Source organism: Myceligenerans pegani (assembly GCF_014892515.1).
In the GTDB taxonomy this organism is placed as follows: domain Bacteria; phylum Actinomycetota; class Actinomycetes; order Actinomycetales; family Cellulomonadaceae; genus Myceligenerans; species Myceligenerans pegani.
Genome location: NZ_JADBGR010000065.1, coordinates 26,112 through 51,978, shown reverse-complemented (window position 1 = coordinate 51,978; position 25,867 = coordinate 26,112). Strand labels below are relative to the sequence as shown.

The following is a 25,867-nucleotide window of genomic DNA, read 5'->3' as shown; positions in this document are numbered from 1 at the left end:
TTCGTGCTGGCCCGCTGGCGCTTCAAGGGCGCCGACATCGTCTTCACCCTCATCCTGTTCGGGATGTTCATCCCCTACCAAGCCGTCATGATCCCCCTGAACCAGCTCGTCCTGGGCATCGGCATCCCCACCGGCATCCCCACCCTGATCCTCCTGCACGTCATCTACGGCATCCCCATCACCACGCTGATCTTCCGCAACTACTACTCGACCGTTCCCGCCGAGCTCATCGAGGCGGCCCGGGTCGACGGCGCCGGCATGCTGCGCACCTACTGGAACGTGCTGCTCCCCATCTCCGTCCCCAGCTTCACCGTCGTCCTCATCTGGCAGTTCACCAACGCGTGGAACGACTTCCTGTTCGCCGTGTTCTTCTCCTCCAGCCAGAACGGCCCCGTCACCATCGCCCTCAACAACCTTGCCAACGGCGCCCTGCTGCAGAACTACGGCGTCTCCATGGCCGGCGCCCTCCTGGCCTCCCTGCCCACCCTGCTGGTCTACATCATCCTCGGCAAGTACTTCGTCGGCGGCCTCATGTCCGGCTCCGTCAAAGGCTGAATCTCACGACTCAGCCCGTTCGCTATGCTCCTGGGCACCACCACCCAGCCGGGCAGCGGGTGCCACACCCCCAGCCGGAGTCCGGGCAGTTCTTGCCCGGCCCTCCAACGACGAAGGAAGTTCAGGACCACGAGATGCGAGTGACTCGGAGGACGACCGCGGCGGGGGCGACAGCTGTCGCGTTCGTCATGACGCTTGCCGCCTGCGGCGGCACATCAGCAGGGGAAGCCGGCCCTTCCCTCAGAACCCATACCGACGTCGGTGTCTACACCTGGTGGGCCGCAGGGGTCGAGAAGACGGGCCTCGACGCCCTGGCGGAGGTGTTCGAGAAGCAGCACCCCGACATCGAGTTCGTCAACGACGGCGTCACGGGTGGCGGTGGTTCCGCGGCCAAGGACCACCTCCAGTCGCGCCTGGAGAACCAGGACCCGCCGGACACGTTCCTCGTGCACGCCGGTGCGGAGCTCGAGGACTACATCAAGGACGGCTACGTCCTGGACGTGTCGGACCTGTATGAGAAGTACGGCCTGACCGAGGCGTTCCCGAAGGACCTCATCGAGCGGCTGTCCACCGACGACGGCAAGATCTACTCGGTCCCGTCCAACATCCACCGCGCGAACGTCATGTGGGCGAACCCCACCGTCCTGGAGGACAACGGGATCGACCCCTCCGCCAGGTACGAGAGCATCGACGCGTTCATCACGGACCTCGAGAAGCTCGACCAGGCCGGCGTCACGCCCCTCTCGGTCGGGACCACGTGGACGCAGGTGCACCTGCTCGAGACGGTCCTCCTGGGCACGCTCGGCCCGCAGGCGTACAACGGCCTCTGGAACGGAAGCACGGACTGGACAAGCGCGGAGGTCACCGCCGCGCTCGAGAACTTCAAGACGCTGATGTCGTTCACGAACAGCAACCGGGAGGATATCGACTGGCCCGATGCCACCAAGATGGTCATCGACGGCGAGGCCGCGTTCAACATCATGGGCGACTGGGCGGTCAGCGCCTTCGACGAGGCGGAGATGACCCTCGGCCAGGGCTACGTGGCCGTCCCCTCTCCCGGCACGGCCGGGTCGTTCGACTTCCTCGCCGACTCCTTCACGATGACCGCCGGCATCCTGGACCCGGAGAGCACGGAGGCGTGGCTGCAAACGATCAGCTCGAAGGAGGGGCAGGTCGCGTTCAACAAGATCAAGGGCTCGATCCCGGCCCGCACCGACGTCGACCGCGACGAATTCACCGAGTACCAGCGAATGGCGATCAAGTCGTTCGAGGAGGACACGATCGTGTCCTCCCTGGCACACGGCGCCGCCGTCCCGGTCGCGCAACTCAACGCGATCTCCGAGGCGACTCGCGCCTTCGCCGGACCCAGCGGCCATCAGGACGTGGCGAGGTTCCAGTCCGATCTGGCTGCCACCGCGGGCTGACGCCGCACAGCAGTGCGCCGAGGTGGCGGGTCCGGCGGCCGGCCACCTCGGCGTTCTCGTGCACCGCCTCTCACTAATGCGTCAATCATCATGGACGGACGTCCTAGTCGTTGCTTCTATTACCGGCGGCAACATGAGCAGCACCACTACGGCGACGGCGAGCAGGACGACCGTCCAGCCTCCGATCGCCGCCCAGAGCGGCCCACCGCCCAGCGCCCCCGCCAATCCCGCGAGGATCTGGAACAGCTGCCACGTGACGGCGAAGCCTCGGGCGACCCGGCTCCCGCGCAGCAGCGCCCGCCCGGCGGCCACCAGGGCCCACGCGGCGCCACCCAGGACCAGGACGAGGAAGACGGCCACCTCGGGGGCCTCGGACCCACGGAGCACCAGCTCCCCCAGGATCGCCAGCGCGAATGCGCCGACGCCGACGGCCTCTACCACGAGGAGCACCAGAAGTGAACGTAGCAATGGCAAAGATCTGCTCACAGTATCGCTTTCGGGTGTGATGTTGACAGACAAGATAGCGGTGAAGTGCAGATTCACAATAATGTGACGGAAACCTCACCTGCTGCGACGGGGAAAATTTGCTGCAACCCCTTGTGCGAGGCTTCACGAGATGTGAACCTAGTACCAGCAAGCCCAACCCCCCGAACACACCTGCAGTTCGAGCGCCCTCGGCGTACTGCGGCCGAAAACGTTGCACAGCCGCCGCCTACGGACGCAGTGCATGCCCGGCCGGTCGGCGCCCCCAGAACGCACGACGACGGCATGGGCCATCACGGCCCGGCACCCGGACGGCAGGTACGTTCCACCACAAGGAGTATCCGACATGGACTGGCGCCACCGTGCAGCGTGCCTCGAAGAGGACCCCGAGCTGTTCTTCCCCATCGGCAACACCGGACCTGCCTTGCTGCAGATCGAGGAGGCCAAGGCCGTGTGCCGGCGATGCGACGTCGTCGACACGTGCCTCAAGTGGGCGATCGACTCCGGGCAGGACTCCGGTGTCTGGGGCGGCATGAGCGAGGACGAGCGCCGCGCGCTCAAGCGCCGCACCGCCCGCGCCCGCCGCGCCGGCTGAGGACCACCCACCGGTCACGCACCCCCCGTTTCACCACCGACGCTTCGTCACAGAAGCGGCTTCACCACCGAAGCGCCCGGGACTCCCCCACCGTCCCGGGCGCTTCGGCGTTCACGACGCCCGCCCACCGCCGTCGCGCAGCGCCAGCCGGAGTTCCACCTCGGTACCGCCGCCTTCCCGCGCGGACCATTCGATCGTCCCCCCGAGCTCGTTCATCACGAGCGTCCGCACGATCTGCGTACCCAGGCCGCTGCCGGGCCCTGCCCCGCCCGCGGCGCCGTCGTCGCCGGACGGCAGCCCGACGCCGTCGTCGGACACGATCACGCGCATGTCGCTGCCGTTGCGCTCCACGTTCACCTCGACCGTGCCCGAGGTGCGCCCCGGGAACCCGTGTTCCACCGCGTTCGTCACGAGCTCCGTGAGGATCAGCGCGAGCGGCGTCGCGTCCTGTGCCGGCACCAGCCCGAAGGACCCGTTCCGCACGGTCCGGACGGTGGTCTGCGCCGAGGCCACGTCGGCCGTGAGACGCAGGGCGCGGCCCACCATGTCGTCGAGCTCCACCTGCTCGTCGAGCGTCTGCGAGAGCGACTCGTGCACCAGCGCGATGGTCGCGACGCGGCGCATCGCCTCCTCCAGGGCCGCGCGCGCCTCGGGCACGTCCATGCGCCGGGCCTGGAGGCGGAGCAGCGCCGCGACGGTCTGCAGGTTGTTCTTCACGCGGTGGTGGATCTCGCGGATCGTCGCGTCCTTGGTGATCAGTTCGCGCTCCCGCCGCCGCAGCTCCGACACGTCCCGGCACAGCAGCACGGCGCCGATGCGGTGTCCGTGGTCGGTGAGCGGCATGGCACGCAACGAGAGCGCGACACCCCGCGCCTCGACGTCCGTGCGCCACGGCGCCCGGCCCATCATCACCAGGGGCAGCGACTCGTCCACGGGGTTCGCCTGCTTCTCGATGACCCGGGCCACGACCTCGACGAGCGACTGCCCGCCCAACGGCCCGATCACACCGAGCCGGTGGAAGCACGAGAGCGCGTTCGGGCTCGCGTACAGCACCTCGCCCTCGGAGTTCAGCCGGATCAGGCCGTCGCCGACGCGCGGCGCGCCCCGCCGCGGTCCGGTCGCTGCGTTGGGCAGCGGGAACTCCCCGCGCGCGACCATGGCGACGAGGTCGTCGGCCGCCTCGACGTAGTTCAGCTCGAGGCGGGACGGCGTGCGGCCCGAACCCAGGTTCGTCTGCCGGGAGACGACGGCGATGGCGCGCCCCTTGTGCACCACCGGTACGGCCTCCTCGCGCACGGCGTAGGCGCCGAACCAGCGGGGCTCCCGGGCGCGCTGGGCCCGCGTCTCCTCGATGGCGCGGAGGAGTTGCGGGCGCTGCCCCTCGGGCGCGAACGATCCGACGATGTCGTCGTAGTGCACGGTCGATCCCGTCGACGGCCGGCACTGGGCGAGAGCGACGAATCCGCCGTCCGTGGTCGGCAGCCAGAGCACCAGGTCGGCGAAGGCGAGGTCCGAGATCACCTGCCAGTCACCGACGAGAAGGTGCAGCCACTCGACGTCGGCCGGCTCCAGCTCGGCGTGCTCGAGGATCAGGTCACTCATCGCGGACACGGCTCAAGCGTAGAAGATCGCGGCCCGACGCCGGACGCCGGGAACCGGCGGGCAACCCCGACACGTTACAGTTCTGATCACCGGCGTGACCGACCTCGAGGAGAGCACGTGCACCTGACGGTCGACCTGACGTACCCCGCCAGCCTTGACGACGTCTCGGCGATGTTCGCCGATGTCCAGTTCGTCCGCTGGCGGTCGGAGCGTACCGTCCGTGCCGGTCTGCCGGGGGGCGGCACGGTCGAGCAGGCCGACGTCACCGGCTCCGTGGACCACGGGTTCACCGTGGTGGTGCGCCGGACACTCGCCACCGATCAGATCCCGGCGCAGGCCCGCTCGTTCGTGGGCGGCGCCCTGGAGATCCGCCAGGCGGAGGCCTGGGAAGCGGCGGCGGACGGGCGGCGCCTGGGCACCCTGTCGGTGGAGATCCTCGGCGCGCCGGTGCGCATCACCGGAACGGGCCGGCTCCAGCCCTTGGCCGGCGGCAGCACGCGCCTCACCTACGAGGGCGACGTCCGGTCGACGGTCCCGCTGTTCGGCGCTGTGGTCGAGGAGGCGGCCGCCAAGGCCGTCCGGACCGCGCTCGAGGCCGAGGCCGAGGCGGGCCGCGCCTGGCTCGCCGGCGAGCGCCCGGCGTGACGTTCCTCTCCTGGGCAGGAGCTTTCCACGCGCGCCGGTGATACCCCGCGCTGTCTCTTAACCGTTTCACGTCGCTCGACGCGTCGCGCGGCCGTGACGGAGACTCCACGGACCGTGCGCCGTGCACCGCACGACGCCCCGGCTTGACACGACACGGGGATCGGGCAACGATCGTTCGGGCATGGGAGCGCTACCACACCTATTTCCGGGCGCTGCCGGCCGACCCCCGGTCGCACGGCCGCGCCCGCCCACGTCGAAGGGAACACGATGGACGTCGAGATCGCAGCAGCGACCGGACCTGCGGGCGGAGGCACCCTGGCCGCGCCGGGAACCGCGCTCCCGTACACCCCGACCGCGCCCCGGCCGGCGCGCGGCGCGAACGGGACCGGGCGCGTGGACTTCCCGCAGGGCTTCCTCTGGGGCGCCGCCACCGCCGCCTACCAGGTCGAGGGCGCGGCCCGCACCGACGGGCGGGAGGACTCGATCTGGGACGTGTTCGCGCGTATCCCGGGCGCCGTCCTGAACCAGGAGGACGGCGAGGTCGCCTGTGACCAGTACCACCGGTACCCGCAGGACGTCGCCCTCATGCGGGAGCTCGGCATCAAGGCCTACCGGTTCTCCACCTCCTGGGCCCGCATCCAGCCCGGCGGCCGCACCTTCAACCCCGCGGGCCTGGACTACTACGACCGCCTCGTGGACGAGTTGCTCGCCGCCGGGATCCTGCCGTGGCTCACGCTCTACCACTGGGACCTGCCGCAGGGCATCGAGGACGACGGCGGCTGGCCGGCCCGCGACACCGCCTACCGCTTCCGCGACTACGCCGTCGCCACGCACGAGCGCCTCGGCGACCGGGTCGGCGTGTGGACCACGCTCAACGAGCCGTGGTGCGCCGCGTTCCTCGGCTACACGGGCGGCCAGCACGCTCCCGGCCGGCAGTCCCGCGAGGACGGCCTGGCCGCGGCGCACCACCTCATGCTCGGCCACGGCCTCGCCGTGGAGGCGCTGCGCGAGCGTGCGCCGGAGGCGAACCTCGGGATCACGCTGAACTTCGAGCTGGAGGACCCGCTGGACCCGGAGAACCCCGCCGACGTCGAGGCCGCCCGCCGGCTCGACGGTGCCTTCAACCGCATCTTCGCGGACCCGATCCTGCGCGGCGCCTACCCGGAGGACGTCCTGGCCGACGTCGAGCCGTACGGCCTTGCCGACCGCGTCCAGGACGGCGACCTGGAGATCATCTCGACGCCGATCGACACGCTCGGCGTGAACTACTACCACGGCAACGCCGTCTCGGCGGTCCCCGCCGAGGCACCGCTCGCCGGCAACGCCCCGCTCAGCCGGGCGACGTCGTCCCCCTTCCCCGGCGGGGACGGCGCGTACGTACACCCCCGCGGCCTGCCGCTCACGGACCAGAACTGGGAGGTCCAGCCCGAGGGGCTGACCCGGCTCCTGCTGCGGCTGCAGGAGGACTACACGGGCCCCCGTGGCATCGCCCTGTACGTCACGGAGAACGGCTGCGCCTACGAGGACGTCCCGGACGCCGACGGCTACGTCGAGGACCGCGACCGCATCGCGTTCATCGACGGCCACCTACGCGCCATCAAGGACGCCATCGACGAGGGAGCCGACGTGCGCGGCTACTTCGGCTGGTCGCTGCTCGACAACTACGAGTGGGCCTGGGGTTACGGCAAGCGGTTCGGTCTGGTCCGCGTGGACTACGAGACCCAGGAACGCGTCGTCAAGGCCTCGGGACGCTGGTACGGTCAGGTCGCAACGGGTGGCTTCCTGCCGGAGCTGCCGACACACTGAATCGAGGGGGTGCGCGCTGACGCCCGACGGACCACCGACGTTGGACGACGTCGCGCGCGCAGCCGGAGTCTCTCGGTCCACCGCGTCCCGCGCGATCAACGGCGGCCTGCGCGTCTCCCCGGAGGCGCAGGCCGCCGTCGACGACGCCGTCGCCCGGCTCGGATACTCGCCCAACCGTGCCGCCCGCTCCCTGGTGACGCGGCGCACCGACTCGATCGCGCTCGTCATGCCGGAACCGGACGAGCGCATCTTCACCGACCCGTTCCTCGCCGCCACGCTGCGGGGCGTCTCCGCCGGGCTGGCCGGGACGGACCTGCAGCTCGTCCTGCTGCTGGCGCGGCCCGGCGAGCGCCCCGGCCACATGGCCCGCTACCTGGGCAGCGGGCACGTCGACGGCGTCATCGTCACCTCGCACCACCGGGGCGACCGACTGGAGCCGGAGCTGGCCGGCGGACCGCTGCCCGCGGTGTTCGTGGGCCGGCCGTTCGAGGACGACGGGCTGCGCTGGGTCGACGTCGACAACGTGGACGGTGGCCGCCTGGCCACCCGGCGGCTGCTCGAACGCGGCTGCCGGCGCATCGCGACCATCACCGGACCGCTCGACATGACCTCGGGCGTGGACCGGCTGTCGGGCTGGCGCGCCGAGATGCGCGCCGCCGGGCTGCCGGACGACGCCGTGGTCGAGGGCGACTTCACGATCGCCGGCGGGACCGAGGCCACGCAGCGCCTGCTGGACGAGCACCCGGACGTGGACGCGATCTTCGCCGCGTCGGACCTCATGGCGGAGGGCGCGCTGCGCGCGCTCGCGGCCCGGGGCCTCTCGGTGCCCGGCGACGTGGCGGTGGTCGGCTTCGACGACCTGGGCGTCGCGGCCTCCACGACGCCACGCCTGACCACCCTGCGCAACCCCGCGGTCGAGATGGTCAATGCCGCCACGAGCACGCTCCTGGCGCTGCTGGCCGGCGAGGACGTCTCCCCGGAGCCCCAGGTCTTCGAGGTCGAACTCGTCGAGGGCGCGTCCGCCTAGCCCGGCCAGGGCGGGCCTGGCCGGGCCGTCGCACTCAGCGGCGGACGTGGCCGTAGCGGTGCATCGTGCGGCTGATCGCCTGCTCGCGGAGCATCGTCAGGAGCTCGCGGCGGCCGCTCGCCAGGACCGGGCCGTCCAGGACCGTGACCGTCGCCAGGCGGCTCGCGGCCGTCTCGCGCAGGCCGGGGGCCTCGCCGATCACGCGGATCCGCCCGATGACCAGGCCGTCCGCGACCGCCTCGGCGAACTCGTCGTGCGTCAGGTGCCCGACGGCGGTCCGGGGCGTGCCGGCCGGCGCGGCGCCGTCGTCGGGGACCATCCGCGAGACGTCGACCGGCACCCCGGCCCGCTCCGCCGCCGCGAGCACGCGCCTCACCTCGATCTCCCGCGCGCCGTCGCCCACGCGCACCGTCAGTCCCGGCACCGGCCGGTAGCGGAACACGTTCGACTCCGCCTCGAGCCCCGTCGGGTCGTGCTCCACGCCGAACTCGCGGGCCCACCAGCGCTCGTCGTCGGCCACGGCCGCGGCGAGCCAGCCGTCCGGGTCGTCGTCACGCGAGGGGACGTCGGCGGCGTCGGACCACCGGCCCAGCTGGGCCACGTAGTTCGGGCCGCCGGCCTTGGCGCCCGGGCCGACCGACGACGCCTTCCAGCCACCGAACGACTGCCGTTGCACGATCGCGCCGGTGATGTGCCGGTTCACGTAGGCGTTGCCCACCTCGACGCGGTCGAGCCAGCGCTCGATCTCCGCCTCGTCGAGGGAGTGCAGGCCGCCGGTGAGGCCGAAGGAGACCGCGTTCTGCAGCTCGATCGCTTCGTCCAGCGTGCGGGCGGTCATGATGCCGAGCACCGGTCCGAACACCTCGGTCAGGTGGAAGAACGACCCCGGCCGGACGCCGTCGCGCACGCCCGGCGTCCACAGGCGGCCGTGCGCCAGGCCCGCCTCGCGGGCCGCGGCGTCCAGGCGGCGCGGCCGCACCAGCCAGGACTCGCCGGGCTCCAGCGTCGTCAGCGCGCGCAGCAGCTTGCCCTGCGCGGGCTCCGTGAGCGGGCCCATCACCGTGGACAGCGACGTCGGCGGGCCGACGGCGAGCGACTGTACCGCGTCGACGAGCTGGCGCCGGAACCTCTCCCCGGTGACGCTCCTCGGGTCGCCCACGGATCCCACGAGGATCGCCAGCGACGCCGCGGAACACTTCTGCCCGGCGTGCCCGAACGCCGACCGCACCACGTCGGCGACCGCGAGGTCGAGGTCCGACGACGGCGTGACGACCAACGCGTTCTTGCCGCTGGTCTCCGCCATGATCTGGAGGTCCGGCCGCCACGAGGCGAACATCTCGGCGGTCTCGATCGCACCGGTCAGCACCACGCGGGCCACGCCGTCGTGCGTCACGAGGCGCCGGCCGAGGTCCCCGTCGGGCACGCGGACGTACTGCACGACGTCGCGCGCGACGGCCGGGTCGAGCCCGATCTCCGGGGCAACCTCGTCGAGTGCGGCGTGCACCGCCTCGACCGCCAGCTCGTAGCAGCGCGGCGTGGGCGGCGCGGGCTTGGCGATCACGGCGGAACCGGCGGCCAGCGCTGCGAGCACGCCGCCGATCGGGATCGCGACGGGGAAGTTCCAGGGCGGGGTGATAAGGGTGACGCCGCCCGCGTGGAACTCCGCGCCGGGATACGCGCCGAGCGCCGGGTCGAGGCGCTCCGCGCTCACCGCGTAGTAGTTGGCGAAGTCGATCGCCTCGGTGATCTCGGGGTCCACCTCGGCCACGGTCTTGCCGGCCTCGTGCACGGCGGCGACGACCAGGTCGGTGCGCGCGGCCTCCAGGTGGCGGGCAGCCGCACGCAGCACGCGCGCCCGGTCGGCCGGGGCGACGCGGGACCAGGCGGCGGTGGCCCGGCCGGCGGTGGCGACGATGTCGTCCACCTGCTCGGTGGTCGCGAGCGGCTCGGCGATGGCCGGGACGAACCCCGAGCGGTCGCTGATCGCGTACGCGGCCCAGTCGCGCGAGGCGGCGACGGCGGGGTCGGTGTCCACGGCGTTGCGGAAGCCGGCCGAGTTGTCGGCCGGGGAGTTGTCGGCCGGGAGGGAGTCCGCCGGGGCGGCGGAGCCACCGGAGCCGGGCGCACCGGAGGCCGGCGTGCCGGACTCCGCCGGGGCGGCGTCGGGGCGGGCGTCGCGTGGCACGCGCCGGGGCGCGACGTCGGACGGCTCGTAGTGCACGCCGTGCGCGACGGACGCGCGGAACGCGGCCTCCTGCAGCTGCATCGGGTCGGCCGCGGAGCCGCCCTCGTGCGACTCGGCGAACATGGCGTAGACGAAGTTCTCCTTCGCCGCGTTCTCCTCGAGGCGGCGCACGAGGTAGGAGATCGCGACGTCGAAGTCCTCGTCCCGCACCACCGGCGTGTAGAGCACGACGCGGCCGCCGTCGGGCGTGATCTCGTCCCGCACGGCCGCGGACTCGGCCGGCGCCATGCCCTGCAGCATCTCGATGTCGAGCGCGTCGGCGACGCCGCGGCCGCGGGCCAGCAGCACGGCGAGCGCCACGTGGTAGAGGTTGTGCGACGCGGCGCCGATGCGGACGGCGGCGGTGCGCTCCGGCCGCAGCGCGTGGTCCAGGAGGCGCACGTAGTTGGCGTCGACGTCCGGCTTGGTGGCGTACGGGGCCTGCGGCCAGTCGTGCAGGGCGGCCTCGACGCGCTCCATGGACAGGTTCGCGCCCTTGACGAGGCGCACCTTGATCCGGGCACCGCCCGCGTCGACGCGCTTCTGCGCGAACGCGGTGAGGTCGTCGAGCGCGCCCAGCGCGTCGGGCAGGTAGGCCTGCAGGACGATGCCGGCCTCGAGGTCGCGGAACTCGTCGCGGTCGAGCACCGCCTTGAACACCTCGGTGGTCAGCGCGAGGTCGCGGTACTCCTCCATGTCGAGGTTCACGAAGACGCCGTGCTCGCGCGCCGCGCGGTACAGCGGCAGGAGGGACTCGACGACGCGGTCGCGGGAGCCGGGCAGGTCCCAGGTCACGAGCTGCGCCGCGACGCTGGACACCTTGACGGACACGTAGTCGACGTCGGGCCGCTCGACGAGCCTGATCGTGCGCTCGAGCCGCGCGGCGGCCTCCGCCTCGCCGAGCACGGCCTCGCCGAGCAGGTTGACGTTGAGGGTGTAGCCCTGGGCCCGGGTACGCGACAGATGGGCGGTGAGCCCGGGGCCGGCGTCGGCCACGAGGTGGCCGACGAGCTGCTTGAGCCGGACCCGCGCCGCGGGGACGACGACGGCGGGCGCGACGGGCGCGGCCAGCGCCCCGGCGCGGAACAGCAGCTTGTCGACCGGGCCGAGGAAGGTCGCGGATCCGGCCTGGCCGCCGAGCCGGGCCAGGGCCTTGGCGGCGACGCGCGAGTCCTGGGGGCGGGCGACGTCGTCCACGAAGCTCATCGCGAGCTCGAGACCGGCGGGGTCGGAGACCAGGGCGCTGAGGGATGCGGAGGCGCGCGCGGCGGCGCGGTCGGCTGCAGACGGGTGGGCGGCGCGTTGCTCGCTCGCGCGGATCCAGCGGCGGGCGAGGGCGACGGCGTCGTCGGCCAAGGACTCGGCGGAGACGGCGGCGCTCGTGGCGCCGGCCGGCACGTCGTCGTGCACCGAGACTGCGCGGGGATGCTGGGCAGAACTCTTCATCCCTCCAGGGTGCACCCTGTGCGGAGGGAGCGTATTGGCGGATTCCCTCGTTCCGGGAAGGAATTCCGGTCAACGCTGGTCCCGGCCGTGCGGCGATGCCGGGACGCGGGAGGGAGCGGGATGATGGGGCGATGAGCATCTCCGCGACCGAGGCGTCCTGGCCCGAGGCGAAGGCACTGCTCGATGCCCTCAGTCCCGCGATGGTGTCGCTGATGGACGAGCTGACGGGTGTGATGTTCTGCGCGAAGGACGCCGGCGGGCGGTACGTGCTGGTCAACGAGGTCTTCGTGGCACGGACCCGGGAGCGGTCGCGGCGCGATGTCGTCGGGCGGCGGGCTCCGGACCTCTTCGTGTCCGACCTGGCCGAGCGGTACGAGGACCAGGACGAGCAGGTGCGGGTGACGGGCCGGCCGCTGCGCGGCGAACTCGAGCTGATCCGCCACGTCGGGGGCGCGCCGGGCTGGTTCCTCACCGCCAAGCTGCCCGTGCAGGACGCCGCGGGTGCCTTCGTGGGGCTGGTGTCGGTCTCGCAGGACCTGCGCTCCGGGGACGCCGACGACGCGATGATCCGCGACATGGCCCAGCTGCGCCACGAGGTCGAGGCGCGCCTGGACCTGGGCGAGGTGCCGTCCGTCGGTGACCTGGTCGAGCTCTCCGGGTATGGTCCCGGCGCGCTGGACCGCCGGGTCCGCAGGGTGTTCGGGCTCTCGCCACGGCAGCTCGTGCTGCGGCTGCGGGTGGACCGCGCGACGCATCTGCTCACGTCGACGACGGTGCCGCTGGCGCAGGTCGCGACCGCGGCCGGGTTCTCCGACCAGGCCTCCTTCACGCGCACGTTCGCCCGCGTGACGGGCGAGACCCCGGCGGCCTTCCGCCGCCGCAGCGCCTGACGGCCGCGCGCCCGCTGGCCGGCGGCCGGGTCGGATGCCTGGGGTCGGCGGCCAGGTCTGCGGTCAGGACGGGGCGGCCGGGACGTGGAGGGCCAGGGTGCGGGCCACCAGAGCGGGCTTCGGCTCGCCCTCGATCTCGACCGTGACGTCGCTCTCGACGCGGGTGCCTCGCTTGCCGGGCGTGACCGCGGCGACGACGGCGGTGGCGCGCACCCGCTTCCCCGAGCGGACCGGGGCGACGAAGCGCACACGGTCGGAGCCGGCGTTGACCACCATGGCGACACCGTCCACCACGAGGAGCCCGCGCATCAGGCGCGGCAGGAGCGACAGCGTCAGGTACCCGTGTGCCACCGTCCCGCCGAACGGGCCCGCGGCCGCGCGCTCGGCGTCGACGTGGATCCACTGCGGGTCCTCGGTCGCCTCGGCGAAGCGGTCGATCCGCTCCTGGGTCACGTCGACCCAGTCGCCGGGCCCGAGCGTGGTCCCGACCAGGCCGTCCAGCTCTCCGTACGTGGTGCGCATCACCGCTGATCCTCTCAGAACGCGGCCGAACCCGAGGTCTGCACGCCGGACCGCACCGCTCCGGTCGGTGGTGGCGTTGCCACCGGCCAGAAGGCCGTGGCCGGCGGCCGGGTGACAGCGGTGGCGACGCGCGGCCCGCGGCTCGGCGGTTGGCGGCCGCCTTGTGGGTTTCCCACAAGTTGACTGCGCTTTCACGGGCATCTGATCCCCACGACGCCGTACCTCGCCGCCTCGTACTGTCGTGTTCATGACAAGCCTTGCCTTCCCTCTCGTGCCCCGCACGAACCCGCGCCGCGTCCTCGCGGACCTGATCCCCGCCGAGTCGAGCCGTGCCCGCGCGATCGCCCGGGACGTCACGCTCGTGGTCGCCGTGGCGGCCCTCACCGCGCTCGCCGCACAGATCCGCATCCCGGTCCCCGGCCTGCCCGTCCCGATCACCGGGCAGACGTTCGCGGTGCTGCTCGGCGCCGCCGCACTCGGCCCGTTCCGTGGCACCGCCGCCCAGGTGCTGTACGTCGGCGTGGGCCTGGTCGGCCTGCCGGTCTACGCCGGAGGCGGGGCCGGGGCCGAGGTGCTCTTCGGCGCGTCCGGCGGCTACCTGGTCGGCTTCGTCGTGGCGGGCGCCGTCGTCGGCGCGCTGGCCCGGCGCGGGATGGACCGCGGTGTGCTCGGCACGGTGCTCGCGTTCGCGGCCGGCTCCGCGGTGATCTACGCGATCGGCGTGCCGTGGCTGGCCGTCGTCGCCGGGATGGCCCCGGGTGAGGCCTTCGTGGCGGGCGCCGGCGTGTTCCTGATCGGCGACGCGATCAAGGCCGCCCTCGCGGGCGTCCTGCTGCCCGGCGCGTGGCGGCTCGCCCGGGACTGACCCGTGTACGACGGCGGTCCGGGGGTACCTCTCGGAGGAGAGGTGCACCCGGGCCGTCGTCGTCCGCCGGATCGACCCGTCGCCCGTCGGGACGGCCCGTCCGCTCGACCCGGCCCGGGTCCCCTCCCTCACCGGCCGGTCACAACGCCGGGCGGGATGTTTGCCGTATCGTCACGATTCGATCGGGCATTCATCCTGCCTGTCCGGCCCGATGAGGGATAGATTGAAGACAGGGCGCAGAACCCGCGCTCTGACGATCCCGCGCCATCGGCCCCACAAGGGCATCGGCGCCCGTTCTCCCCGGAGGACCATGTGACAACGACGTCAGCCACCGAGGCCGCCGAGGCCGCCCCGGTCGCTCCCACCACGCCGGCGGAGGTGGCCCCTCCGGCCACCGGCTCGGCACTGGACACCGCGCACGCCCAGCTCGCCGCGGCGGTCGACATCCTCGGCTACGACGACGGCCTGCACACGATGCTGCGCATGCCGCGCCGCGAGATGCACGTCGCCGTGCCCCTGCGCCGCGACGACGGCACCACCGAGGTGCTGCACGGGTTCCGCGTGCAGCACAACGTCAGCCTCGGGCCGGGCAAGGGCGGCCTGCGGTACCACCCGAGGGTCGAGATCGACGAGGTCCGCGCCCTCGCCATGTGGATGACCTGGAAGTGCGGCGTGGTGAACCTGCCGTACGGCGGCGCCAAGGGCGGCGTGGCCATCGATCCGCGCGGCTACTCCATCGGCGAGCTGGAGCGGGTGACCCGCCGCTACACGTCCGAGATCATGCCGATGATCGGCCCGGACAACGACATCATGGCCCCCGACATGGGCACCGACGCCCAGACGATGGCCTGGGTCATGGACACGTACTCGGTTGCCAAGGGCTACACGATCCCGGCCGTGGTCACCGGCAAGCCGCTGGCCGTGGGTGGTTCGCTGGGCCGCGGCACGGCGACGTCGGCCGGGCTGGTGCATGTCACCGCCGCGGCTCTCGCCGACGCCGGGGTGCCGCTCGAGGGCACGACCGTGGCGATCCAGGGCTTCGGCAAGGTCGGCGGGCACGCCGCCGAGATCTTCGCCGAGCGTGGCGCGAAGGTGGTCGCCGTGAGCGACCAGTACGGCGGCGTCCGGAACGACGCCGGCCTGGACGTCCCCCGCCTCATGGAGCACGTGCGCGGCACGGGCTCGGTGGTCGGGTTCGGCGAGGCCGACCCGATCACGAACGCCGAGCTGCTCGCCCTGGACGTCGACGTGCTGGCCCCCGCCGCGATCGAGGGCGTGCTCGACGAGCACACCGCGGGCGCGGTGCGGGCGCGCTGGGTGGTCGAGGGCGCGAACGGCCCCACCACCGAGGCGGGCGACGCCCTGCTCGCCAAGAACGACGTGATCGTGGTGCCGGACGTGCTGGCGAATGCCGGTGGCGTCGTCGTCTCCTACTTCGAGTGGGTGCAGGCGAACCAGACGTACTGGTGGACCGAGCAGGAGATCGCGGAGAAGCTCGAGCACCGGATGCACCAGGCATACCGGGGCGTGGCGGAGCTGGCGCGGCGGGAGGACCTCTCGCTGCGGGACGCCGCCATCACGATCGGCGTGCAGAAGGTCGCCGAGGCCCACCAGATCCGCGGCCTCTACCCGTGACCCGCTGAGCGTCCGCCGATTCCTGTCACCCACCCGCAATGCGGGTTTCGGTGGCGGGGATCGGCGGCTCTACGATCGGTCGGTGAACGAGGACCCCGAGCTTGTCGAGCGGTTGCGGGCGGCCGGCTGTGTGTTCGCCGAGGACGAGGCGCGGCTCCTGACCGAGGCAGCCGCCGCCGTGGCGCCCGACGGGACGGCGCCGGCCGGCGGGGCGAGTGGCGGCGAGATCACCCTCGGTGCTCGGGTCGATCCGGAGAAGCTCGAGCGGATGGTCGCCGCCCGGATCGCCGGGGCACCGCTGGAGCAGGTGCTCGGCTGGGCGGAGCTGTGGGGCAGGCGTTGGGCGGTCGCGCCGGGCGTCTTCGTCCCGCGGCGCCGCTCCGAGCTGCTGGTCACCGAGGCGCTGGCGCACCTGCACACGCACTCCGGTGCCGGGCGGGCCGCGGCGGCACCCGGTGCCGCAGTACCCACCTGGCCCCCTGCCGTACCGCCCACCGAACCGGTGCCACGCCCCGGACGTGCCGGGCCCGATCTCGCAACGCCCGCGAGCGCCGTCGTCGTCGACGTGTGCTGCGGGTGCGGGGCGCTCGGCGGGGCGGTAGCACTCGACCTGATCGGCGACGGGTACGACGTCGAGCTGCACGCCTCCGACCTCGACCCCGCCGCCACCGAGTGTGCGCGGAAGAACCTGACCGACGCCGTCGTCGGACCGGGCTCGGGGACAGGCGGGCCGGCCGCCGTCGGGCCGGGCTCCGGCGCCGGGCGGCTGGCCGCCGTCGTGCACGACGGCGATCTCGACGGTCCCCTGCCGGATTCGCTCCGGGGCCGGGTGGACATCCTGCTGTGCAACGCGCCCTACGTGCCGAGCGAGGCCATCGCGCTCATGCCCCGCGAGGCCCGCGACCACGAGCCCCGGCACGCGCTCGACGGCGGCGCCGACGGCCTCGGCATCCTCCGCCGCGCGATCGCCGCCGCCCCCGGATGGCTCCGCCCGGGCGGAGCCCTCCTCTTCGAGACGGGCCGCGACCAGGCCGAGTCGGCCGCGGCGGCGGCCCGGGACTCCGGGCTGGCCCCCCGCATCGTCTCCGACGACGACCTCGGCGCGACAGCGGTCATAGCCCGCCGACCGCCGCCGCGGTGAAAGCGATCAGCTCAAGGGCTGGCGCGATGCCCAGTCCTCCAGCGTGGTGCGGGGGCCGGTGAAGAACGGAGTCTCCTCGCGCACGTGGCGGCGGGCCTCGGTGGCGCGCAGGTCGCGCATGAGGTCGACGATGCGGTGCAGCTCGTCGGCCTCGAAGGCGAGGATCCACTCGTAGTCGCCCAGGGCGAACGCGGAGACCGTGTTGGCGCGCACGTCCTTGTACCCGGCGGCGGCGATGCCGTGGTCGCGGAGCATGGTGCGGCGTTCGTCGTCGGGCAGCACGTACCAGTCGTAGGACCGCACGAACGGGTACACGCACAGGTAGTCGCGCGGCTGCTCGCCCGCCAGGAACGCCGGCACGTGCCCGCGGTTGAACTCGGCGGGCCGGTGCAGCGCCGCCACGGACCACACCGGCTCCAGGGACCGCCCGAGCGTCGTGGCGCGCAGCCGCTGGTAGGCGCCCTGCACGGCCTCGATCGAGGGTCCGTGCGTCCACAGCATGAGGTCGGCGTCGGAGCGGAGCCCGGCGACGTCGTACCAGCCGCGCACCACGAGCTCACCGGTGGCCCGGGCGCTGTCCCGGCCCGCGTCCGTCGTCGTGCCGCCGTCGCCCCAGGCGGCGTCCTCGGCCTCGGCGGTCAGTGCTTTGCGGTCGCCCTCGTCCTCCGGGAGCGTCTCGGTGAGACTGAACACCGAGAACATGGTGTAGCGGATGGTCGCGTTGATGGCGTCGGCGTCGACCTTCCGGCCCGTGTCGCCGTGGATGTGGTGGTGCTCCGGCGTCGTGCCGCCGGGGCGGATGCTGTCGCTCACTGGTACATGTCCTCCGAGCAGAGTGCGGGAATGCCGGTGGGCTCCTCGTGGCGCCGCAGGCAGGAGTTCGGGCCGGTCACTGACGGCAGCGCCGGCAGGTCGCCCGTCGTGGCCTCGGTGATCTCCTCGCCGCGGGCGAGCGCCGCGCGCTCCAGCAGGAGGTCGACCAGGCCGCGGACGAACGGCTCGCGCGTGCCGACGGTTCCCGCGCGCACGGCCGTGATGCCGAGTTCCTTCGCCGTGGCGAGGGCCTCGGTGTCGAGGTCGTAGGCGACCTCCATGTGGTCGCTGACGAAGCCGATCGGCGAGATGACGACGTCCTGGACGCCGTCGGCGGCGAGCGCCTCGAGGTGGTCGTTGACGTCCGGCTCCAGCCACGGCTGGCTCGGCGGGCCGGAGCGGGAGCAGTAGGCGAGGTCCCAGGCGACGTCGTGCCCGAGCCGCTCGGAGACGGCCGCCGCGACAAGCCCGGCGACGCTGAGGTGCTGCTCGGAGTAGGTGGCGTGGCCGACGCCGGACGCCGCCTCCATGGTGTCCGGGATCGAGTGCGTCACGAAGACGAGGCGTGCTCGCTCCCCGGTGCCCCCGGCGTCGGCGAGCGCGGCGTACCCGTCGAGCACGGCGTCGATGTTGCCCTGCACGAAGCCGGGGTGGTTGAAGTACGAGCGGATCTTGTCGAACTGCACGCCGGTGGAGCCGTCGGGGCCGAGCTGGCCGCGCTCGCGCAGCGTGACCGCGAGGTCCTCGCGGTACTGGCGGCAGCCGGAGTAGCTGCTGTAGGCGGAGGTCACGAGCGCGACGGCGCGCTTCGCGCCGAGCCGCTCCAGCTCGTCGATCGCATCGGTGGTGTAGGGGGCCCAGTTCCGGTTGCCCCACACGACCGGCAGGTCGATGCCACGCCGCTCGAGCTCGGCCTCGAGCGCGGCCTTGAGCGCGAGGTTCTGCTCGTTGATGGGGCTCTTGCCGCCGAACTGGTAGTAGTGCTCGCCGACCTCCTCCAGCCGCTCGTCGGGGATGCCCTTGCCGGCGGTGACGTTCCGCAGGAACGGGACGACGTCCTCGGGCTTGTCGGGGCCGCCGAACGAGTACAGGAAGAGGGCGTCGTAGGGGGCGACGACGGCGGGTGGCGTGGTGCGCTGCGCCGCGGGCTCCACCGCGGCCGCGGGCTGGAGGGAAGGGGCCATGCGCCCATCCTCCCACCGGCGACGACGCGCGATCGCGCTTCGGCGTGGTGCAGCGACGTGACATCGACGGGACAGCTTGTCAGAACCCCGCGGCGCGCGGGTCGCGTCGGGACCGGCGGCCTGCGGCGAGACCGGCCGCCCTCTCAGGCCGACCGGGCATGCACGTTGCCCTTCGCGAGGCGCTTCCGGAGCGCCGGCAGGACGTCGAGGACCTCCGGGGGTGCAGGGCTGCGGCTCACCACGGACAGGGTGACGCGCCCACGGACCGGGGCCCGGTCGATCCGGTCGCCGGGCGCCGCGTACCAGCCGGCCACCATGTCGGGCACGACGGCGGCGCAACGCCGCTCCCGGGCCGCCCGGACGGCGGATTCGGCCGTCGCGCCGCGCCGCGCGTGCGCGCCCAGCTCGGCGAGACGGCGGTGCAGCACGTCGGCGGCCAGGTCGAGTGCGCAGTAGACGACGATCTGCCCCGCGTAGGGTCGCTTGCCGCCGGACGGTGACGGCGCGCCCTGGGGCAGGAGTGTGACGAGGTCGTGCCGGCCCACCTCGGTGACGACGAGCCCGCGGGCTATCGGGACCTGGCCCGCGATGGTGACGAAGGCGGCGTCGAGCGCGCCGCGCTCCACCCGCTCCAGCAGCCGGGGGCCGTGCTCCACCTCGGGTTGTACCACCACGTCGTCGAGCAGCACGTCGAGCACCGCGAAGAGGGTGCCGGCCAGGCTCGGGAGCGTGCCCACCGAGACCGTGCGCGACTGCGCGGCGACGAGCGACCGCTCCCCGATGCCGCGCAGGTGGTCGAGGATGTGCGCGGCCTGCGCGCAGAACTCCCGGCCAGCGGAGGTGGGCCGGGCCCCGGTGGTGTCGCGGTCGAACAGGCGCGTGCCGAGGCGGCGCTCCAGCGCCGCGAGCCGCTGGCTCGCCGACGGCTGGGTGATCAGCAGCTCGCGCGCGGCCGCGCCGAGCGATCCGTGCCGGGCGACGGCGTCGGCCAGCCGCAGGTCCTCGACGCTGGGCAATGATGTCATAGGGCTACTCTATGAGCCGCACCGGCCGGTCGGCGTCTACCGGGTCGCCGTCGCGGTGCGCAGGATCGAGGACGTGAATCGTCACCTCCTGATGCTCACGGGCACCACCTTCGTCACCTGGACCGGCCAGCGGATCACCGCCGTCGCGCTGCCTCTCGTCGCCCTCGACCAGACCGGCGATGCCTGGACCACCGGCCTGGTCGGCGGGTTCGCCGGCCTTCCCCTGCTGACCTCGGCCTGGTGGGGGCGGCCCTTCCGGCACCTGCTGACGTCCGGAAAGGCCCTGGCGCTGCTGCTCCTGATCCAGGTGGCAGGGCTCGCCCTGGTCCCGTTCGCGGCCGCCGCCGGAGAGGTGAACGCCGTCGTGCTGTGCGTCACCGGCTTCGTCACGGGCGCCACGGGCGCGCTGCTCGCGCCCGCTCAGCGATCTCTCACCGCCGACCTCGCCGACGACGTCGGGCCGGGCGTCGGCGCCAAGGCCCTCGCCTGGCAGGACATGGCCCACCGGTCGTCGATGATCTTCGCGCCGCCGCTCGGCGCCTGGCTGCTCGTCGTCTGGGGCGCGGTGCCGCTGCTCTGGTGCGAGGCGGCCGCGGCCGGGCTCGCGGCGGTCGCGATCGCCACCGTGCCGCGCGCGGCGACGCGGTCGGGGACGCACGCGCCGTCGGACACCGCGACGATCCCCGCCTCCCGCGGCCACGCCACGATCCGGTCGGTGCTCCGCGCCGACCGGGACCTGGCGATCGGCATCCTCCTGGCGGGGGTGGGCGGCATCACGTGGTTCGCGTTCCCGCTGGGCCTCGCGCTGCTGGGCGCCGAGCTCGACCGGCCCGGGCAGATCGTCGCCGCCGCGATGTCCGGCTACGGCGCCGCGACGGTCGGCGCCTCATTCCTCGTCCCGCTCGTCGTCAACCGCGTCCCGCGCATGCCGGCGATCCTCGTCTCCTGGGCGGTGCTCGGGCTCTCGTTCCTGCTGTTCCCCCTGGCCGCCCCGGATCTCGTTGCGGTGACCGCCGTCGCCGCCCTGGGCGGGATCACCATCCCGTTCGGCATCGCGGCGCTCAACGCGCTCATCACGGAGCGGACCACGGGCGACGCGCGACGCGCGGCCTTCACCGCGGAGACCGTGCTGCACAACGGCGGGGCGTCCGCCGGTCTCCTGGTCGGCGGGGCGATCATCGGCGCGTTCGGCGCGGGCGCGGTCCTCGTGGCCACGGGCCTGATCCAGGTGGCGGCGGTGATCGCCGCGCTCCCGTGGCTCCGCCGGGTGGCCGACACAGCCGAGGACCGGACCGCGACGGCCCCGGCGACCCGCTGACGGTGGCCGCCGACGGGCCGTCAGCGGGCGGCCGGGAGGGAGAGATTCGCCACCTGGGCCGCCAGGTCGGTCAGGCGGGCCGGGGTGCGGTGGATCAGGTCGTCCAGCTCGACCGGCCCGGGGGCGATCGAGAACGCGGCCGCGATCCCCGCGTCCCAGGCCAGCGGCGCCGGCAGGAGCACCTGCCCCGCCAGCACGACGACGGGCGGCTTCGCCGGGGCGACCGCGGCGAGGCGCGCGATGCCGTCCGCGACCTTGCCCCGCACCGACTGCGAGTCGAACGAGCCCTCGCCGGTGAACACCAGGTCGGCGTCCGCGAGCGCCTCGGGCAGTCCGATCGCCTCGGCGACGAGGAGCGCTCCCTGCTCGGTCTCCGCGCCGAGCACGGCGACGAGCCCGGACGGGACCCCGCCGGCCGCCCCGGCGCCGGGGGTGTCGTGGGTGCGCTCGCCGGTCTCGCGTGCGAGGACGTCCGCCCAGTGGCGCAGCGCGTCGTCGAGGTAGGTCGCGTCGCCGTCGCTCGCGCCCTTCTGGTGCCCGAACACGTGGGCGGCGCCGTGCTCGCCGACGAGCGGGTTGGTCACGTCGACGGCGAGCCGCCAGCGGACCTCGCGGGCGCGCGGGTGCAGGCCGTCGAGGTCGATGCGGGCCACCCGCGCGAGGCCTTCGCCGCCGTCGGGCACGTCGGCGCCGTCGTCGTCCAGGAGGCGCGCGCCGATGCCGGTGAGGATTCCGGATCCGCCGTCGGTGGAGGCGGATCCGCCGAGGCAGACGAGGATCTCCTCGACCCCCGCGTCGAGGACGGCGCGGGCGACCGCGCCGGTGCCGGCAGTGCTCGCGTGCAGGGGCTGCAGGGGCGCGTCGGCGACGTGCGGGAGGCCGCTGGCCTCGGCGAGCTCGACGACGCCGGTGCGGCCGTCGGGCGAGGTGGCCCACCGCGCCCGGCGTGGGCGCCCGATGGCGTCGACGGTGTCGATCACCTGGGCCGTGACGTCCCAGGCAGCGAGCAGGGCCTCGAGGGTTCCCTCGCCGCCGTCCGCCATCGGCAGGGTGGTCACGACGGCCTCGGGCCGGGCGGCGTGGACGCCGTCGGCGATCTGGGTGGCGACCTCGGCGGCGCTGAGGCTGCCCTTGAAGGAGTCGGGGGCGACGACGACACGCGGCGTGTTCACGGCCCTGATCGTAGAGGGGCGGACCGGCGACGCGCCGGGACGGCTCGCCTGCCGAGAGGTCTCAGCTTGGTCTGCTCTCCGACTGGCCTCCCCTCTGCCTGGTCTGCCCGGCCCGGCCCATCCACCCGAGCCGACGACGGCGCGAGTCCGGTGCCAACGACCGCCCGGGCCAGCGTCACAGGTCCAGGCGCATCACCGCGCGGCGCTCGGTCGGCCGGCTCACCTCGCGGAATCCGGCGGACTCGAACATGCCGACGCTGCCGACGAACAGGTCGCCGGAACCGTTGCGTCCCGCACCGGCGGGACGGGGAAGCAGCGGGTACCCCTCGACCGCCGTCGCGCCGCGTTCCCGGGCGAATCCGGCGGCGGCGCGGGCCAGTGCCGTGCCGATGCCGCGCTGCCGGAAGCCCTTGCGGGTCACGAAGCAGGTCACGGCCCAGACCGAGGCGTCGTCGGGATCCTCCGAGCGGTCCGACCAGACCAGCCGGGAGGTCCGCAGGCGCGGGTACGCGGCGCGCGGTTCGACGGCGCACCAGCCGGCGGGCTCGCCGTCGAACAGCGCGACGATCCCGCTGGTCGAGGTGGCGTGCGGGTCGCCGCACCCGGTCTGCTCCCGTAAATGGTCCTCCCGCGCGGCGCGGTCCAGTGCGTCCATCTCCCGGCGCGGGAACTTGAACCACTGGCACTGGCACCACGCGGGGACGCCACGTTCCCCGAACACCGCGCGAAGATCGTCCCAGGACACCTCGTTGGCGGGCACGACGACGATCTCGCCGCCCTTCTCCCCGACCTCCTGAACAGCCATGCGTCCAGCCTAGGAGTCCCGCCGCATCACGCCAGGGGCAGGCCGAGGGCGTCCGCCACCTCCGTGCTGCGGAGCTCGCCGGCGTGGGTGCTCAGGCCCTTGGCGAGGGACGGGTCCGCCGCGAGCGCTTCCTCCCACCCCTTGTCCGCCAGCGCGACGACGTACGGCAGGGTCGCGTTGGTCAGCGCGCGCGTGGACGTCTGCGGCACCGCGCCCGGCATGTTCGCGACGCAGTAGAAGAGTGCGTCGTGCACGCGGTAGGTCGGGTCGTCGTGCGTGGTCGGGTGCGAGCCCTCGAAGCAGCCGCCCTGGTCGATGGCGATGTCCACGAACACCGTCCCGGGCCTCGCCGCCTTCACCATCTGGTCGGTGACGAGCTTGGGTGCCGCGGCGCCCGGCACCAGGACGGACCCGATGACGAGGTCCGCCTGCTCCACCTGCTCGGCGATCTCGTACTGGGTGGAGTGCCGGGTGTGGAGCTTTCCGCCGAACCGGTGGTCGAGCTCGCGCAGGCGCGGCAGGGAGATGTCGACGACGGTCACGTCGGCGCCCATGCCCAGGGCGTTCGCCGCCGCGTGCTCGCCGGCCACGCCGCCGCCGATCACCAGCACCTTCGCCTTGGGCGTGCCCGGGACGCCGCCCATCAGGACGCCCGCGCCACCGGCCGATCGCAGGAGGTGGTAGCCACCCGCCTGGATCGACAACCGGCCGGCGACCTCGCTCATCGGCGCGAGGAGCGGGAGGGAACGGTCGGGGAGCTGGACGGTCTCGTACGCGATGGCGGTCGTGCCGGCGTCGAGCAGCGCCCGGGTGCACGCCTCCGAGGCCGCGAGGTGCAGGTAGGTGAACAGCACCTGGTCCCCGCGCATCCTGGCGTACTCGGGCTCGACGGGCTCCTTGACCTTGACGACCATGTCCGACTCGGCCCACGCCTCGTCGGCGGTCGCGAGTGTGAGGGCACCGGCCATGCGGTAGGCGTCGTCGGTGAAGCCCGACCCGATACCGGCGCCCGCCTGGACGAGAACCTGGTGACCGCGGCGAACGAGCTCGTGCGCGCCGGCGGGGGTGATGCCGACACGGTTCTCGTTGTTCTTGATCTCGGTGGGTATTCCGATCTTCATGTTTCGACGGTAGGACGGTCCCGCTGTGCGGTCCAGGTCACATTTCTGAATAGAATGTTCGGTGAATCCGAACAGAGAGGTCCGGGATGCTCGACCCCTGGCGGCTCCACCTCTTGCGCCAGCTCCACCAGCTCGGCACCGTGCGCGCGGTGGCGGACGCGCTGCACATGAGCCCGTCGAGCGTCTCGCAGCAGCTCACGACCCTGGAGAAGGAGGCGGGTGCGCACCTGCTGGAGCGGGCCGGCCGCAGGGTCCGCCTGACGCCGGTCGGACTGGCGCTGGCCCGGCACGCGACGGAGATCCTGGATCACATCGAGTCGGTCGAGGCCGAGATCGCCGGTCTGCACTCCGAGCCCACCGGCACGGTGCGGGTCGCCGCGTTCACGAGCGTGCTGCACACCGTCCTGATCCCCGCGGTGCGACGGCTGCACGCCACCCACCCGCGGATCTCCGTCGTCGTGACCGAGGCCGAGCCCTCCGAGGCGCTGCCCGCGCTGCATCGTGGCGAGGTCGACCTGGCGGTCAGCGGGGACTTCCAGGACTCCCCCGAGCCGTCCGACCCCGACCTCGTCCGCAGGCCGCTGACGAGGGACGACGTCGTCCTCGTGCTGGCCGAGGATGCGACGCCGCCGGGAGTGCCCGCACCCGGCGACCCGCACGAGCACGAGGCGGTGCACCTCGCCGCGCTGTCCGACGCGACCTGGGCGTTCGAGAAGCCGGGGGCGCATCTGGCGGACCTGGCCGAGCGCCTGTGCCTGCGCGCCGGGTTCCGGCCACGGGTCGCGGCGCGCTGCATGTCGCACGGCTCCCTGCTGCGATACGTGGAGGCGGGCCTGGCGGTGACGCTGCTGCCGCGTCTCGCCGTCGACGGCCGGTACGCCGTACGGATCCTGCCGTTCGCCGACCCGCTGGAGCGCGACATCCACCTGGTCGGCCGGCGTGCGGCGATGTCACGGGTCGCGGTCCGCGAGGTCGCGGACGCGATCACGCGGGTCGCCCTGTGACCCGGGCGTCCTGACGGGATGCCCTACGAGGCGACCTGGGAACGGTCCGGGACCCCGGACTGCGCCGCCCGGAGCTTGTCGAGCAGCGCCCGCAGGGTCGCCAGGTCGTCGGCCCGCATCGCGGAACCGACGTAGTGCGCGATCGACCGCACGTGCCGCATCCCCACCTCCTTCTGCAGCCCGACGCCGGCGTCGGTGAGCACCACCTTCACGCCCCGGCCGTCCTCGGGCGCGGACTCACGCCGCACGAGCCCTCGCCGCTCCAGCCGGTCGACCAGGCGCGACAGCGACGACTGAGCCATCAGGATGTTCTCGTTCAGATCCCGCAGGCGCATCGAGCCGGCGCCACCGGAGAGCGTGAACAGCACGTCGTACTCGCGCATGCTCAGTTCGTCCCAGATGTCGTCGGCGAGCAGCCGGCGCATCAGGGTGACCTGCGTACGGAAGAGCGACTCCCAAGCCTCCGCTGCCTCGCGGGCTGTCGGAGCCGGCCGTTCTCTCACTGTCATCGAGTGTCTTCCTCTCCTGCCTGGACTTGCACGCTACCCGAGGACGGCTCAGATTT

General features: G+C 73.2%; 23 protein-coding genes. 12 read left to right on the top strand and 11 right to left on the bottom strand.

Features of this window, described 5'->3' with window-relative positions:
- Both IIE03_RS07930 and IIE03_RS07925 read left to right on the top strand, forming a co-directional pair.
- Positions 1–555: carbohydrate ABC transporter permease (locus IIE03_RS07930; RefSeq protein ID WP_192862201.1), on the top strand; the 555-nt coding region annotated here is incomplete at its 5' end.
- A gap of 134 nt (positions 556–689) precedes the next feature.
- On the top strand, positions 690–1,979 hold the full coding sequence (locus tag IIE03_RS07925; protein WP_192862200.1) for an ABC transporter substrate-binding protein: 1,290 nt from the start codon (positions 690–692) through the stop codon (positions 1,977–1,979).
- An 81-nt stretch (positions 1,980–2,060) separates the two neighbouring features.
- Here the strand turns inward: IIE03_RS07925 and IIE03_RS07920 are convergent, their stop codons facing one another.
- On the bottom strand, positions 2,061–2,429 hold the full coding sequence (locus IIE03_RS07920; RefSeq protein ID WP_192862199.1) for a hypothetical protein: 369 nt from the start codon (positions 2,427–2,429) through the stop codon (positions 2,061–2,063).
- A 379-nt stretch (positions 2,430–2,808) separates the two neighbouring features.
- Here IIE03_RS07920 and IIE03_RS07915 point away from each other — a divergent pair, with 379 nt between their 5' ends.
- A complete protein-coding gene (locus IIE03_RS07915) occupies positions 2,809–3,057 on the top strand; it encodes a WhiB family transcriptional regulator (RefSeq protein ID WP_123813288.1) in 249 nt (82 codons plus the stop codon).
- Positions 3,058–3,168: 111 nt separating this feature from the next.
- Here the strand turns inward: IIE03_RS07915 and IIE03_RS07910 are convergent, their stop codons facing one another.
- Positions 3,169–4,659, bottom strand: a complete 1,491-nt coding sequence (locus IIE03_RS07910; protein WP_192862211.1) for a sensor histidine kinase — start codon at positions 4,657–4,659, stop codon at positions 3,169–3,171.
- 117 nt (positions 4,660–4,776) lie between these two features.
- On the opposite strand from IIE03_RS07910, the gene IIE03_RS07905 reads away from it, so the two are divergent.
- The 3 genes from IIE03_RS07905 (at position 4,777) to IIE03_RS07895 (ending at position 8,137) form a co-directional block, all read left to right on the top strand.
- Positions 4,777–5,304 carry a DUF2505 domain-containing protein gene (locus tag IIE03_RS07905; RefSeq protein WP_192862198.1) on the top strand — a complete coding sequence of 176 codons (528 nt, stop codon included), beginning with the start codon at positions 4,777–4,779 and terminating at the stop codon, positions 5,302–5,304.
- Positions 5,305–5,571: 267 nt separating this feature from the next.
- The gene (locus IIE03_RS07900; RefSeq protein ID WP_192862197.1) at positions 5,572–7,110 is read left to right on the top strand and encodes a GH1 family beta-glucosidase; all 1,539 of its coding nucleotides are present in this window, start codon (positions 5,572–5,574) and stop codon (positions 7,108–7,110) included.
- A 40-nt stretch (positions 7,111–7,150) separates the two neighbouring features.
- Positions 7,151–8,137 carry a LacI family DNA-binding transcriptional regulator gene (locus IIE03_RS07895; RefSeq protein ID WP_264158572.1) on the top strand — a complete coding sequence of 329 codons (987 nt, stop codon included), beginning with the start codon at positions 7,151–7,153 and terminating at the stop codon, positions 8,135–8,137.
- A 34-nt stretch (positions 8,138–8,171) separates the two neighbouring features.
- On the opposite strand, the gene IIE03_RS07890 is transcribed toward IIE03_RS07895, so the two are convergent.
- Positions 8,172–11,807, bottom strand: coding sequence for a proline dehydrogenase family protein (locus IIE03_RS07890; RefSeq protein WP_192862196.1), 3,636 nt, complete (start codon positions 11,805–11,807; stop codon positions 8,172–8,174).
- Positions 11,808–11,938: 131 nt separating this feature from the next.
- On the opposite strand from IIE03_RS07890, the gene IIE03_RS07885 reads away from it, so the two are divergent.
- Positions 11,939–12,697, top strand: coding sequence for a helix-turn-helix domain-containing protein (locus tag IIE03_RS07885; protein WP_192862195.1), 759 nt, complete (start codon positions 11,939–11,941; stop codon positions 12,695–12,697).
- Between the two features lie 63 nt (positions 12,698–12,760).
- Here the strand turns inward: IIE03_RS07885 and IIE03_RS07880 are convergent, their stop codons facing one another.
- Positions 12,761–13,219 carry a MaoC family dehydratase gene (locus IIE03_RS07880; protein WP_192862194.1) on the bottom strand — a complete coding sequence of 153 codons (459 nt, stop codon included), beginning with the start codon at positions 13,217–13,219 and terminating at the stop codon, positions 12,761–12,763.
- A 247-nt stretch (positions 13,220–13,466) separates the two neighbouring features.
- On the opposite strand from IIE03_RS07880, the gene IIE03_RS07875 reads away from it, so the two are divergent.
- From IIE03_RS07875 to IIE03_RS07865, 3 genes are all read left to right on the top strand, one after another.
- A complete protein-coding gene (locus tag IIE03_RS07875; RefSeq protein ID WP_192862193.1) occupies positions 13,467–14,084 on the top strand; it encodes a biotin transporter BioY in 618 nt (205 codons plus the stop codon).
- Positions 14,085–14,396: 312 nt separating this feature from the next.
- Complete coding sequence (locus IIE03_RS07870; RefSeq protein WP_408632836.1) at positions 14,397–15,719, top strand: Glu/Leu/Phe/Val family dehydrogenase; 1,323 nt, start codon at positions 14,397–14,399, stop codon at positions 15,717–15,719.
- An 82-nt stretch (positions 15,720–15,801) separates the two neighbouring features.
- Positions 15,802–16,860, top strand: coding sequence for a class I SAM-dependent methyltransferase (locus IIE03_RS07865; protein ID WP_192862192.1), 1,059 nt, complete (start codon positions 15,802–15,804; stop codon positions 16,858–16,860).
- 6 nt (positions 16,861–16,866) lie between these two features.
- Here IIE03_RS07865 and hemQ read toward each other — a convergent pair whose 3' ends face one another.
- From hemQ to IIE03_RS07850, 3 genes are all read right to left on the bottom strand, one after another.
- Positions 16,867–17,673, bottom strand: a complete 807-nt coding sequence (hemQ, locus tag IIE03_RS07860; RefSeq protein WP_408632835.1) for a hydrogen peroxide-dependent heme synthase — start codon at positions 17,671–17,673, stop codon at positions 16,867–16,869.
- Positions 17,670–18,857, bottom strand: coding sequence for a ferrochelatase (locus tag IIE03_RS07855; RefSeq protein ID WP_192862191.1), 1,188 nt, complete (start codon positions 18,855–18,857; stop codon positions 17,670–17,672). Before IIE03_RS07855 ends, hemQ begins: the two co-directional genes overlap by 4 nt.
- Positions 18,858–19,000: 143 nt before the next feature.
- Positions 19,001–19,882: a LysR family transcriptional regulator gene (locus IIE03_RS07850; protein ID WP_192862190.1), complete on the bottom strand. Its 882-nt coding sequence runs from the start codon at positions 19,880–19,882 to the stop codon at positions 19,001–19,003.
- Between the two features lie 73 nt (positions 19,883–19,955).
- On the opposite strand from IIE03_RS07850, the gene IIE03_RS07845 reads away from it, so the two are divergent.
- Positions 19,956–21,200, top strand: coding sequence for an MFS transporter (locus tag IIE03_RS07845; protein WP_318842866.1), 1,245 nt, complete (start codon positions 19,956–19,958; stop codon positions 21,198–21,200).
- Between the two features lie 20 nt (positions 21,201–21,220).
- On the opposite strand, the gene IIE03_RS07840 is transcribed toward IIE03_RS07845, so the two are convergent.
- The 3 genes from IIE03_RS07840 to ald form a co-directional block, all read right to left on the bottom strand.
- Positions 21,221–22,372, bottom strand: coding sequence for a glycerate kinase (locus IIE03_RS07840; protein ID WP_318842865.1), 1,152 nt, complete (start codon positions 22,370–22,372; stop codon positions 21,221–21,223).
- A 175-nt stretch (positions 22,373–22,547) separates the two neighbouring features.
- Complete coding sequence (locus IIE03_RS07835; RefSeq protein WP_192862189.1) at positions 22,548–23,177, bottom strand: GNAT family N-acetyltransferase; 630 nt, start codon at positions 23,175–23,177, stop codon at positions 22,548–22,550.
- 26 nt (positions 23,178–23,203) lie between these two features.
- Positions 23,204–24,298, bottom strand: coding sequence for an alanine dehydrogenase (gene ald / locus IIE03_RS07830; protein WP_192862188.1), 1,095 nt, complete (start codon positions 24,296–24,298; stop codon positions 23,204–23,206).
- 86 nt (positions 24,299–24,384) lie between these two features.
- Here ald and IIE03_RS07825 point away from each other — a divergent pair, with 86 nt between their 5' ends.
- Positions 24,385–25,302, top strand: a complete 918-nt coding sequence (locus IIE03_RS07825) for a LysR family transcriptional regulator (protein ID WP_192862187.1) — start codon at positions 24,385–24,387, stop codon at positions 25,300–25,302.
- Positions 25,303–25,325: 23 nt separating this feature from the next.
- On the opposite strand, the gene IIE03_RS07820 is transcribed toward IIE03_RS07825, so the two are convergent.
- A complete protein-coding gene (locus IIE03_RS07820) occupies positions 25,326–25,811 on the bottom strand; it encodes a MarR family winged helix-turn-helix transcriptional regulator (protein WP_192862186.1) in 486 nt (161 codons plus the stop codon).
- Between the last annotated feature and the right edge of the window lie 56 nt (positions 25,812–25,867).